Source organism: Duncaniella sp. C9 (assembly GCF_004803935.1).
In the GTDB taxonomy this organism is placed as follows: Bacteria; Bacteroidota; Bacteroidia; order Bacteroidales; family Muribaculaceae; genus Duncaniella; species Duncaniella muris.
Map to the genome: position 1 here is coordinate 3217663 of NZ_CP039547.1, position 11753 is coordinate 3229415.

14 protein-coding genes are annotated in these 11753 nt (G+C 46.5%); 10 read left to right on the forward strand and 4 right to left on the reverse strand.

Features of this window, described 5'->3' with window-relative positions:
* Positions 1-57: 57 nt before the first annotated feature.
* The 4 genes from E7745_RS14905 to E7745_RS13735 all read left to right on the forward strand — a co-directional run bounded on the left by E7745_RS14905 (position 58) and on the right by E7745_RS13735 (position 4699).
* A complete protein-coding gene (locus tag E7745_RS14905; protein ID WP_240740323.1) occupies positions 58-1356 on the forward strand; it encodes a transposase in 1299 nt (432 codons plus the stop codon).
* 275 nt (positions 1357-1631) lie between these two features.
* Entirely contained in the window at positions 1632-3224 is a 1593-nt protein-coding gene (gene istA, locus E7745_RS13725) for an IS21 family transposase (RefSeq protein WP_136409056.1), read from the forward strand.
* Positions 3208-3993, forward strand: a complete 786-nt coding sequence (gene istB, locus E7745_RS13730) for an IS21-like element helper ATPase IstB (protein ID WP_136408497.1) — start codon at positions 3208-3210, stop codon at positions 3991-3993. Before istA ends, istB begins: the two co-directional genes overlap by 17 nt.
* A 217-nt stretch (positions 3994-4210) precedes the next feature.
* On the forward strand, positions 4211-4699 hold the full coding sequence (locus tag E7745_RS13735) for a lysozyme (RefSeq protein WP_123475505.1): 489 nt from the start codon (positions 4211-4213) through the stop codon (positions 4697-4699).
* Positions 4700-4912: 213 nt separating this feature from the next.
* Here E7745_RS13735 and E7745_RS13740 read toward each other — a convergent pair whose 3' ends face one another.
* The 4 genes from E7745_RS13740 to E7745_RS13755 form a co-directional block, all read right to left on the reverse strand.
* A complete protein-coding gene (locus E7745_RS13740) occupies positions 4913-5188 on the reverse strand; it encodes an HU family DNA-binding protein (RefSeq protein ID WP_123400558.1) in 276 nt (91 codons plus the stop codon).
* Positions 5189-5359: 171 nt separating this feature from the next.
* Positions 5360-6634: a PcfJ domain-containing protein gene (locus tag E7745_RS13745; protein WP_123400556.1), complete on the reverse strand. Its 1275-nt coding sequence runs from the start codon at positions 6632-6634 to the stop codon at positions 5360-5362.
* A gap of 12 nt (positions 6635-6646) precedes the next feature.
* On the reverse strand, positions 6647-7096 hold the full coding sequence (locus E7745_RS13750; protein WP_123475503.1) for a Cas9 inhibitor AcrIIA9 family protein: 450 nt from the start codon (positions 7094-7096) through the stop codon (positions 6647-6649).
* Between the two features lie 12 nt (positions 7097-7108).
* Complete coding sequence (locus E7745_RS13755; RefSeq protein ID WP_107036562.1) at positions 7109-7321, reverse strand: hypothetical protein; 213 nt, start codon at positions 7319-7321, stop codon at positions 7109-7111.
* A gap of 509 nt (positions 7322-7830) precedes the next feature.
* On the opposite strand from E7745_RS13755, the gene E7745_RS14910 reads away from it, so the two are divergent.
* From E7745_RS14910 to E7745_RS13780, 6 genes are all read left to right on the forward strand, one after another.
* Positions 7831-7983 (forward strand): hypothetical protein, encoded by a 153-nt coding sequence (locus tag E7745_RS14910; RefSeq protein ID WP_168182149.1) that lies wholly within the window; start codon positions 7831-7833, stop codon positions 7981-7983.
* 74 nt (positions 7984-8057) lie between these two features.
* A complete protein-coding gene (locus tag E7745_RS13760) occupies positions 8058-9269 on the forward strand; it encodes an ATP-binding protein (RefSeq protein WP_124076489.1) in 1212 nt (403 codons plus the stop codon).
* A gap of 181 nt (positions 9270-9450) precedes the next feature.
* Positions 9451-9864 carry a hypothetical protein gene (locus E7745_RS13765; RefSeq protein WP_124076492.1) on the forward strand — a complete coding sequence of 138 codons (414 nt, stop codon included), beginning with the start codon at positions 9451-9453 and terminating at the stop codon, positions 9862-9864.
* Positions 9865-9982: 118 nt separating this feature from the next.
* Complete coding sequence (locus E7745_RS13770) at positions 9983-10612, forward strand: hypothetical protein (protein WP_124076494.1); 630 nt, start codon at positions 9983-9985, stop codon at positions 10610-10612.
* Complete coding sequence (locus E7745_RS13775; RefSeq protein ID WP_124076496.1) at positions 10606-10893, forward strand: transcriptional regulator; 288 nt, start codon at positions 10606-10608, stop codon at positions 10891-10893. The genes E7745_RS13770 and E7745_RS13775 overlap by 7 nt, the downstream gene beginning before the upstream one ends.
* Before the next feature lie 12 nt (positions 10894-10905).
* Positions 10906-11751 carry a hypothetical protein gene (locus E7745_RS13780; RefSeq protein ID WP_124076498.1) on the forward strand — a complete coding sequence of 282 codons (846 nt, stop codon included), beginning with the start codon at positions 10906-10908 and terminating at the stop codon, positions 11749-11751.
* The last annotated feature ends 2 nt before the right edge of the window (positions 11752-11753 follow it).

Consider the following 11753-nt stretch of genomic DNA (forward strand, 5'->3'; position numbering starts at 1 on the left):
GTAATTTAATAGCTAATTTATTTGCAAATGTCAAATAAATTAGCTATCTTTGTATCTGTGAAACAACAGATTAGCGACATATCATCCATTCTAGCCGGAATGTCAGAACAACTCAAGTCCATGCAGGGCACTATCGATTCCCAGCATGCCGAGATATGTTCGCTAAATCGTAATGTTGATAGACTTCTTAAGGAAAACCGTGAGTTACGCAAGCGTCTGGAGAAGTATGAAAAGCCGCCGATGGACTCCGGCAACAGCAGTACTCCACCATCGAAAGAACCGATAAAGGCTGAGGTGGAACGCCGGACAAAATCATTGCGGAAGAGATCGGAAAGACCCGTAGGCGGTCAATACGGGCATGAGGGAACTACACGCAAAATGGTGGAGACGCCTGACGAAATTCAGGATATGTCATCCAGCTATTGCAGTGAGTGCGGGTGCGATCTGTCGGATGTTGAAGGAGAACTTGATTATGTCAGCCAAGAGATAGATCTGCCTCAGATACGGCCAATTTATCGTGAACGCAGATTCTATAAAAAAGTCTGTATCTGCGGATGTTGCAATCGTGATTATGCACCGCGTCGCAGGGGAGGTAATGCCATTACTTTCGGCAAAAACATACGAGCCATTGCGACTTATCTGAGTGTGGTGCAATGCGTGCCTTACGAGCGGTTGCAATCCCTGTTCGCCACGATGTTCAATGTACGCATCAGTCAGGGGACGCTTGTCAATATCGTCCGTGAGACGCTTGACAAATCCCGCCCGGCAATCGAACTTATAGAGCGTCTGCTCAGAGAATCATCCGTAGTCGGCTTTGACGAGTCCGGATGCTATGTCAAAGGCAGGCTCAACTGGTCGTGGATTGCACAGACTGCGTATCTGACCCTCGTGTTCCGCGGTGCGGGCCGTAGTGCAAAAGTGCTTGAAGAGCGTTTTGGTGACTCATTGAAGAAAATGACAGCCGTAACTGACCGCCACAGCGCGTACTTTGCCATCGACTTCCTAAATAATCAGATATGTCTGGCTCATCTGCTGAGAAACCTGGAATACCTTAACGATATTGACAAGGAGCAGACATGGGCAAAGGAAGTACAGACCTTATTACGCGAGGCCATTCATCAGAGAAACGAAAAACCGGTCGATATAATACCGAAAGATGACTGGCTCACAAGGCTTGATGGCTTGCTCAAACGGAATCTTGACAGTCTGCGCAAAGAGTTTAATGAGTTGAAGAGGGGGATAATAAAATGCAGGGACTACATCTTCAACTTCCTTGAAAATCCGGCCATACCATCTGACAACAACGCTTCAGAACGTGGAATCCGAAAACTCAAGGTCAAGCAGAAAATATCCTGATGCTTCCGCTCCGGTACCGGTGCCGATGCCTTCCACGCACTACATTCCATTGCTGACACGGCCTGGAAAAACGGACAATCTCCTCTCGATGCTATATGGAAAACCCAGGCTCGGATGACCCCTTAGACCAGGTTGAATTGACCCCTGAAGCCAAAATATCACTGACCCTTTTGCCCAATATAAAAATGACCCCTGTCGACGTAATGTCAGCAGGGGATTTTATATGTATCTTTGAATTCCGTTTTGGCCGACGGGGGATATAATTCAAAGAAAACATGAACACAAAATTAAAGAATATTCTCCTATGTCACGCATCAGGGATGGGCATAAAATGCATCAGTAGTGCCTTTGACATATCCCGGAACACGGTGCGCCGCTATGTGAGAATGTATCAGGACAGCGGTATACCCGCTGAGAAGCTGCCGTCGCTGAGTGATGCGCGGCTACAGGAACTATTTGCCATACCAGGGGCGAGGGAACGTAAACCGTCGGAGCGGCAGGTCAGGCTTGAAGCCCTATTGCCCGATTATGCGGCGCGACTTTCTCGAAAGGGCATGACGGTCAAGAAGTTGTATGAAGAGTATCATACCGGCCATCCCGATGGCTATCTGAAGGCATCTTTCGGGATGAAACTCAGGCAGTTCATGCTGCAGACCAATGCCATCGGGCATGTGGAGCACCGCGCCGGAGACCAGATGTATATCGATTTTGCCGGAGACAGATTGGAAATAGTCGATGAGGCAACAGCCGGGATACGAAAGGTCGAGGTGTTTGTGGCGATACTTCCATGTAGCCACTACACATATTGCGAGGCAGTGTGGACGCAGAAGAAGGAAGATCTGATAAAGGCCTGCGAAAACGCCATCCGTTTCTACGGCGGCGCACCATGTGCGATTGTGCCTGACAACCTGAAATCTGCAGTCACGCGCAGTGGCCGCGACGAGCCGGTCATAAATCCTGACTTCGAATCCTTTGCCGAGCATTACGGCTGCGCCGTGGTGCCTGCCCGTGTGCGGCATCCAAAGGACAAGGCCCTGGTGGAAAATGCAGTAAAACTGATGTATTGGTCTGTGTACGTAGACCTTGAAGGTCAGATTTTCCATAATCTGGAGTCGCTTAACGAAGCAATCCTCAGGTCTCTGGAGAAGTTCAACGCGCGTAATCTGACGCGTCGAAAGGAATCACGCCGTCAGCTCTTTGAGGCTGTGGAGCGGGACAATCTCCGGCCATTGCCTGCGAACCGCTATCAGATGAAACAGCGGGCTGTCGCGACAGTACAGCGTAACAGCTACGTAACTCTGCACAAGCATCACTACAGTGTGCCTGTGCAATATGTAGGCAAACGTGTGGAACTGGTCTACGACACTGACACGATCGACATCTTTCATGGCTTTACCCATGTGGCGACGCATCACCGCAACGATACTCCGTATGAATATACAACGAAACCGTCACACAATCTCCCCGGACGCAAGGGGAGCTGCGAGAGCGACATTGCGGAACTGCTTTCACGTGCGGCACAGATCGACAACATCGTATTGCACAATCTGCGGGCTGTCATCGAGGACAGGCGTTATCCGGAACTTGCCTTCAGAGTCTGCCGTGGCATCATGAAACTTGAGAAAAAGTATGGACAGGAACGGCTTGTGTCAGGATGCGCCGCGGCAATGGACGCACGCCTTTACAGTGTCAGCGACATGGTGGACATACTTGAGTCCGGAGCCGATGCGGATTATTTGCCGGGGGCTGATGCCGACGGCAATGACCGTCAGACACCATCCCACCGGAACATACGCGGTAAAGAATATTTTGCCGCGAGCATAAAACTATCAGCCAACAACAACGAACAACATGGAAACGAACAATAAAACCACGCCAATAACAGCGGAGAAAGACCGCAACTCCATCTCTCTGGATCTGATGCACCGTATGCGCTTACACGGCATGTCGGCAGCGTTTTCCGAAAGTCTTCAGGCCACATTCGCCGAGACAATGACACCTGACAGCTTTCTGAACTGGCTGTTATCCACAGAATGGGACTACAGGGCCGCACGCAATATTGAGCGCCTGGTGAAAAACGCAAACTTCAGATACGACGACGCGTCGGTGGCGCAGATTGACTATAACCTTCCGCGTGGCCTGGATCGTAATCAGATGGAGCGTCTCGCATCGCTGGACTTTATCCGTAAAGGTGAAAACCTGTTCATCACAGGCTGTTCTGGTACGGGCAAAAGCTATCTGGCAACAGCACTGGGATACGAGGCATGCAAGGCCGGTATGCGCGTACTGTACGCGAACGCATCCAAACTGATGGGGACCCTGAAAATCGCCAAAAACAAAGGAACAATCGAAACGGAGCTCAAGAAACTCGAAAAAACGCAGCTTCTGATCCTCGACGATCTCTTCCTGGTGCCTCTCGACGCCAAGGAACGCGCACACCTTACGGAAATCATCGAAGACCGCCATGGTCGCAAATCAATCATCGTGACATCACAGCTCCCCGAACTGGACTGGTACGAAGCAATCGGTGACTCCACAGTGGCAGATGCAATACTCGATCGCATTGTCCACACTGCTCATCGAATCACGCTTACCGGCGAAAGCGTCCGTAAGCTTAAAGCTATAAAAAGCCGATAAGACAAAATAAAATTGACCCCGTCGGCCAGAACGTTTTCAGGGGTCAATTCAAAATATTTTCAGGGGTCAATTCAACCTTGGTCTAAGGGGTCATCCGAGCCTGGGTTTTCCAACAGACATTTGAGTTCAACGGTAACGACAGTGGCGACGATGACGGAGGCAAGACCCCCGGAACAATCGTCCCTGTCAATCCCGGAACAATAACACCGATTGCCCGATGAAAAAATTACTGATGTTCTTTATGGCTTTGCTGACCCTCGCGGCGGCAACGCCGGCAGCCAACGCAAAGCGGTCGATTATGGAGCTTCCGCTATTTGAGCGAGCAGTACTGATTATAAAGAAGTTTGAAACACTTCATAAGCCTAAACACTGGCCGACGATATGCTATGGTCATGTCGTTCAGCGGGGAGAACATTTCACACGCCGCCAGTACAGTGAACGGGAGGCTGATGCTCTTCTTCGCCGTGACTATGCCAAGTTTTGCGAGTTGTATAAAGAATATGGGCGTGACAAGTATATTCTTGCGGCTCTCGCTTATAACATTGGCCCCGGAGCCGTCAATAAAAGCAGCGTTCTGAAAAAGTTGAAACGCGGCGACCGCAACATCTTCAAGTCCTATACCTCCCACTGCCATTACAAAGGCAAGTGGCACTCCGGCCTTCACAAAAGGCGGCTTACGGAGCTTGCAATTCTTTACACACCATAAAATATGCCGCGATGCTATTCATTGAAACAAAATAGCATCGCGGCATTTGTATAGTTTATCAATCCCAGTCATTTAATGATTCGATATATTTATCGACATCAAGTATATGAACATACCTTTTACGATTTTCCAAACAAGTGGAACAATTACAGATTTCGGATTGAATATGGATTCCCTCAGTTGCAGGATTATCCTTTTCAATTTCTTCTTCCATTATTTTGCAATTTCTTCCTTGAAAGAATTGGCAGGCTTAAATGCCGGAATGTTATGAGCCGGAATAATCAGGGTGGTGTTCTTGCTGATGTTACGCGCGGTCTTCTCTGCTCTCTGCTTGACGATAAAGCTACCAAAGCCTCTGAGATATACGTTTTCACCATGTGCGAGACTGTCCTTAACAACGGTCATGAACTGTTCGATAACGGTAACAACTGCGGACTTGTCGATGCCGGTTGTCTTTGCGATTTCACTCGCTATTTCTGCCTTAGTCATTTTGTACTGCTTTGAATTTGATACGTTTTTACATTGCAAAATTACTAAAAAACGCTGAATTTCGGAACGAATTACCTGCACAACGCCGCCTTTTGGCGGCCGAAATTTTTGGCAAAATGAAGGTGACGGAGGTCTTATACTCCGCCACCTTCATCGCTGATATGGCACTGTCTATGCTCTTTTTCTCTCTGCTATCATCTTCTTGTTGGCGTTGATGATACCTGCTATCTGCTGGGTGTACTCACATATTTCATTGGCGAAGGCTCGGCATTGGATTATGTGGTAGTCGTCAAGCGAAATTTCGATGGTGGCTATCTGCTTGTTTCCGATGTAGGCGGTAAGTGTCAATGTATCCTCTTTAAGGTAATATTTGGCAGTACCGCAACAGATAGATTGTTTATCTCCGATTTTATAGTAATCATCGATGGTGTCGATTGAGTGGATTTCAATCTCTCCGTCAGTCATTTCCATTCCGAAGTAGCGGGATTTGAGTTCCTCGAACTTGGCTTTGTCCTTGATGGCTTGCTGACGTTCTTTCTCTCTCTGCTCCTTGATGCGCTGGCGATTGACCTTAGCCACATATTCATCGTGGGCTACTTTGAGGTTTTTGGGTGCTATCAGCGAGGGAGAATTGAGGTCTCTGCCCATACGCTCCAACATCTTGATATAGTCAAACCACATCTGCGGGTCTTTAACCTTGTAGCCGTTGCGCTTGGCTATCTTAATGGTGTTCCAATACTTGTCAATGTCTGACTTATAGGCTGGTCTTGCACAAAGGTATCGTAACAATCCTATCTCGTTGGCTTTCATCAGTGTCTCGGCTTTTGGGTTGGTCAGCAACTCTTGGAACATAGTCACGGGGTGGATATGGTGGACAGAGTTCTTGAACCCGTTGCGCTTGATGGTGTCAGTGACCTTGATGTGAGGATATACCCATTGGTCTGAAACGTACATATAAGCCTCCCCGTCATTTCTGATTTCAAGTGGTGCGCCGAATGCAAAGGTATCAACATAGCAACCGAGAGTACGAGGGATAGCGACAACGGTCTTATTGCCTTTGGGGTCAATGAAATACTGACCGATTTCAAGATAGGCAGGTTTCACCTTCATACCCTTGCGCATTTCAACCATCATCAGGAACATTCTGATTACCTGATAGTCTTCGATGGTGGTGATTACGTTGAAATAGGACTTTTCGCGGATAACACGCTCTTTTGTATCCTTGATTTCAATCTGAGTGCCACATTCGGGGCATAGACACATTCCGTTGCGTGTCTCCAGCCACTCGTGACCGCATTTCATACAGGTGCACATTCCGTTCTTCAACCTATAACCATAGTGATTGATGGTAGAGTTGAGTGCCCAATTCATTTGGGGAGTGGTGAGCGGGCGAAGTCGCCCACTCAGTTCCACTATATGCTGTTGTTTCTTATTGCGAGGTTTCATATCCTTGAAGTTTTAGAAGTCGAAAAGATTGGGTTGAACATTGATTTCTGCTCCGGCTTTGGGAGCGGTGGCGGTCGGCTTGGGTTGAGTCTTCGGAGCTGACTGCCGTCTGATTTCTCGGAGTTGCTCCTCCTTGTATTGCTCCATAGCCTGCTCTTTGAGTTCCTCCTTATCCTCATCGGAAAGTTCCGGCTTGGATACCACGATGTTGCAGTTGACTTTTCCGCCTTCCTCAATCTCATTCTCGTCGAAGTAATGAACCAATATGTTCATCACGGTAGCGTCATCGACACAGCACAGACCGCTCTTCTGAATTTGTCCGCACAGATAGTTTACTGCGCCTTCCATACTCTTGGACGGGTTAGCCATCTTGATGGCGAATGTGGGTTCTGCGATGCAACGCTCTTGGAGCATCAGCTGCATAGCTGCGATTGCAGCGTTGTTGGATTTCATAGTAGCCATATCAGTGTTATATTAAAGGGTGAATAACCAAAAGATTATCATTATTGCGGTTATAATGGATATAACCCAGCCCGCACCTCGGATTACAGGTCTGACCATCGCCCACACCAGAGTTCCGATTATTGCTCCGATGATGATAGCCACCACCTTTGCAACCTTTTTTATTTGGTTGAACCTGAGGCTTTGAGCTTCGCTTTGACCTTTTATGTGGCTGTTTGTTTTCATCGTTGTGACTTTTTTTTATTTGTATATCACCATCGGTTTTCGCTTGCTTGACACCTCAAAGGCGTGTGGTGAATAGAGGGGTTGTTCGCCTTTGGCGGAAAAATACAAGCCGCAGGTCTGGAGATTTTTCAGCCAAAAGGCAAAAGAATATCCCCGGCACCGCACGTTCCCCACTGGCAAGCAAGTTGAAAATCGTTGTTGATTAGACAATAACAGGAGCCATGACTCCGGCACGGTGAAAACATACTGTCACATAATCGAATGAAATTTCGTAATATTGAAATGCTAATAGAATTGTCCGGTCCCGGAAAGTCGAGTCTGTGATATGCCGACAACGCAGGAAGGCGGCACATCACTGTCTCGACTCGTGGACTGCTGACCAACGGAGAGTGGCGTAACGGCTCAAACTACGAAAGATGAAGGCGGCGTAAGAACACGGAGTGGCTGAAATAGCAAGAGCAGGTACAGCGAAGCCTGCGTAGCAACCCGCTCAGGCTATCAGACACTCGGTGTTTAGCCGACTCTTTAATTCTGGCAATGCGGTCAGCGGTAGTGCAGACTCGTCAAACGCCGCTGACGGCATTGACTCCATCGGCACTGCCTCGCTTGCGACCGACAATGCCGAGCCGTTGCGCCTCTCGCAGGTTATGTCATTTTTATGATGTATGACAAATAGAATTGCGATTTTACCCCGTTTTGTTTGGTATGATTAACAAAATTCACTACCTTTGCAGTCATGAAGATAATAGCAAGGCAACAGTATATTGAGCATATTCAGAGATTTATCGGCAAGGGTATGATAATCGCCCTTACCGGGCAGCGTCGCGTTGGCAAGAGTTATATAATCCGTCAACTCGTCAAAGAGATTGAAGCCGACAATCCGGATGCCAATATCGTCTATATCAATAAGGAAAAAACAAAGTATGCCGATATAAGAAATGCAGATGATCTTTCGCGTTATCTTGACGGCAAACTGAAAGACGATGCGGAGAATTATTTGCTCATTGACGAGGTGCAGGACATTGACGGTTTTGAGAATGTACTCCGTAGCCTTAATGCCGATGAGGAATGCCAAATTGTCGTGACCGGAAGTAACGCCAAAATGCTTTCGTCGGAGCTTTCCACATACCTCGGCGGTCGATATATTGAGATTCATATCCTGAGTCTTTCATACCGGGAGTTTCTGACCTTTCACAGGCTTGATGATTCTGATGACAGTCTTCAGAAATATCTTGGATTCGGCGGTCTCCCTCACCTGTATCGTCTCGGACTTGAAAACGAGGATATGGTATGGGAATATATACAGAACATCTACAATACCATTGTTTTGAAAGATGTGGTGCAACGGGAAGGATTGCGCAATGTGACACTGTTTGAAAACCTGATGTCATACGTCAGCGACAACGCGGGGCAACTTGTGTCGGCTACGTCCTTGTCGAAATATCTCAAATCACAGCGAGTGGAATTGACCCCGTTGTCGGCGATAAATTATCTGAAAGCCGCCTCAAACGCCTACATCATCAATAAAGTGCCGAGATATGACATACATGGAAAGCGTCTGTTGGAGACCAATGACAAATACTACTTTGAGGACTTGGGGCTGCGCAATATGCTTGCCGGGCCAAACCGTACCGGCGACATAGAGAAAGTAATAGAAAACGCCGTCTATTTTCATCTCAAAAATCTCGGATGCAAGATCAGCGTCGGAACACTTCCCAACGGTGAGATTGATTTCGTTGCCGAAAAAGGCGGCACATCGGTCTATATACAGGTGGCGTATCTAATCGCTGACGACAAGACAATGGAACGGGAGTTTGGAAATCTACTGAAGATACAAGACAACTATCCCAAGTATGTCATATCCATGAATCCGATGTCACATCCTCAAAACTACGAAGGCATAAAACATCTGACATTACGGCAGTTCCTGATGTCGGATAACTTATAACTAATGGCAGTTCATTTTAGGAACTTTTAATATGACTAATTTGACACTGCGGCAGATAATGATTAACTTTGCACAAACGAAGATAAGAACGGCGTTGCAGAATGATGAAGTACAGAGGTGCCTCATCCGAGCCAAGTCCGAACTTTAACATAGAGAATAAACTGCCCTACAATAAGTTACCTTGAAGTTCAAAGTACTAGTGGGACCACTTCTTAGAAATCAAGCAGTTACGAAACAAATCGTAGCTGCTTTTTCTTTTACGTTGAACACAAATCTGAACACAACTCCGCGCCAACTTGTTTCAGCCGCCATTGACAGCCGCCGTGTTCATGCCCTTGTGTTCAAATTTTGTGTTCAAACCATAGCTGAGGAAAAGAAAATAACAGGAGAGAATGCTTTTTCTTTTACCCAGCCATATACCAGCCATTTATATAGGTTTAAGTTTAACCGGGCATATATAAAGCCCGAACCAAACCAAAATCAGCATCACTGGCATTGCTTGTGGAAAGGAAAGACTAAATGCAATCATTATTTGTTACCTGAGTTGGGCGGAAAATCTGAAAAAAATCATAGCAAAATTTGGTTTATAATATAAATCGCTTTATCTTTGCAGTCGAAACGGAATGAGAGCGACAAATCGCGAAGTTGCTCTTTCTTTTTCAAGGTATAGTTTATATTATCAACCGATTTATTAAACCTGCAAAACTTCAATTATGGAAGAAAGAAAGATTACTGAAGCTGAGAGCATCGAAATAATAACCTCGATGATCTCGCGCACAAAAGCCCGCCTCGTAAAAGGTAGCGGCAACATTCTCCTCATGTGGGGATACCTCATCGTGGCAGTGACGGCACTTATATGGGTGCTCCTTGTGACAACAAATAATCCGGCTGTAAACTGGCTATGGTTCCTTATCTGGGTAATAGGCGGTATTGCCACTCCAATAATGGTTAAGAGAAAGCGAATGGCATCAGGCACCAAGAGCTATACCGACAAACTGACTTCACAAATATGGTCTGTTGTCGGATTGACAGGAATAGCTTCTACCCTTTTATGCCTCGGTTTTCTTCTGATTGGCGGAAAAGATTCATGGAGCATGATGTTTGTTTTCGCTCTAATCATCGTTCCTATGGCTGAAATCATGCAAGGGCTGGTCATCAAAGAGAGTCCTCTCATTGCGGGTGGCGGCATCGGGCTTTTAATCGGACTTTTCACTACATGCTGCATCTCATCTCATATTACGCTTATGGCAACATGGTTCATGCCGCTTTTCATCATAGCTTTTGCTGCAATGATGATTGTTCCCGGTCATATACTTAACTCGAAAGCAAATCGCGAATCATGAAAGAGCTGAATCCATTACTGCACTCTCAGTTGAGACTGGGCGTAATGTCGATTCTCATGAATGTAGAGGAAGCCGATTTCGTCTATCTTAGGGAGAAAACTGAATCGACAGCCGGAAATCTCAGTGTGCAGCTTGACAAACTTTCCGCAGCCGGATATATATCTATTGAAAAAGGGTTTGTAGGGAGAAAAACACGAACTACAGCCCGGATAACAACCGAAGGTCGTAATGCCTTCGAAGAATATGTCGAAGCACTGAAGCAATACATTTCTATGCGATAGGAAAAATTACAGATGAAAACAATCAGAAAGTTTATGCGACTACATCATGTCATATTGTTCTTATACGCGACAGCCTCCCTAAATGCTGTTGCGCAGAGCGAATTGCCTGATACTTTGGACATATCGCATGAACTTGATGAAATTGTAGTGACGGCTCCTGAAAATCATACAATCGGCAATAAGACTTTATTCTATCCGACAAAGGAACTTAAAAATGCCATAAACAATGGAGTCCAACTGCTTGCAGGTCTGCAAATTCCTGATTTGATTATAAATCCTGCCACAGGGTCTGTTGAAAGACTGGGTGGTGGCGAACTGTCTATCAGAATTAACGGTCGTCCTGCCTCACAGATAGATATTACAGCCCTGTCGCCCAAGGATATTACAAGAGTAGAATACACATCAAATCCGGGTGTGAGATATGGAGAGGCAAAAGGCGTGATAGACATAACTGTAAAACGACGCGAAACAGGCTATGGAGTGTCGCTCAATCTGCTCCAGTCTGTAAACCGTGGGTGGGGTAATTATACCGGAGCACTGAAATACACATCAGGTCGTAGTGAGTGGACTCTTGATTTTCAGTCTAATCCAATGTGGAGAATGTCAGCATACCGTGATAATTCGGAACATTATCTTCTGTCAGACGGGGCTGAAATACTACGTTTGGAGAATGGTATAAAGACACCGAACAGGATGGCTTCTCATCGGGTGTCATTGCAACATTCCTATGCTATAGGCAGTAAACTTCTGCTGAACACCCAATTACGCATATTTCGCAAGAATGATCACTATGTATCTGAGGGAAATATAACAACCGTGATTGGCGATGAGGTTACTGGAAAACCCAGGCTCGGATGACC

Excerpts from the sequence above, each read along its gene's own strand:
- istA (WP_136409056.1), top strand. The coding sequence starts at position 1,632 with ATGAACACAAAATTAAAGAATATTCTCCTATGTCACGCATCAGGGATG.
- istB (WP_136408497.1), top strand. The coding sequence starts at position 3,208 with ATGGAAACGAACAATAAAACCACGCCAATAACAGCGGAGAAAGACCGC.
- E7745_RS13735 (WP_123475505.1), top strand. The coding sequence starts at position 4,211 with ATGAAAAAATTACTGATGTTCTTTATGGCTTTGCTGACCCTCGCGGCG.
- E7745_RS13740 (WP_123400558.1), bottom strand. The coding sequence starts at position 5,188 with ATGACTAAGGCAGAAATAGCGAGTGAAATCGCAAAGACAACCGGCATC.
- E7745_RS13745 (WP_123400556.1), bottom strand. The coding sequence starts at position 6,634 with ATGAAACCTCGCAATAAGAAACAACAGCATATAGTGGAACTGAGTGGG.
- E7745_RS13750 (WP_123475503.1), bottom strand. The coding sequence starts at position 7,096 with ATGGCTACTATGAAATCCAACAACGCTGCAATCGCAGCTATGCAGCTG.
- E7745_RS13755 (WP_107036562.1), bottom strand. The coding sequence starts at position 7,321 with ATGAAAACAAACAGCCACATAAAAGGTCAAAGCGAAGCTCAAAGCCTC.
- E7745_RS13760 (WP_124076489.1), top strand. The coding sequence starts at position 8,058 with ATGAAGATAATAGCAAGGCAACAGTATATTGAGCATATTCAGAGATTT.
- E7745_RS13770 (WP_124076494.1), top strand. The coding sequence starts at position 9,983 with ATGGAAGAAAGAAAGATTACTGAAGCTGAGAGCATCGAAATAATAACC.
- E7745_RS13780 (WP_124076498.1), top strand. The coding sequence starts at position 10,906 with ATGAAAACAATCAGAAAGTTTATGCGACTACATCATGTCATATTGTTC.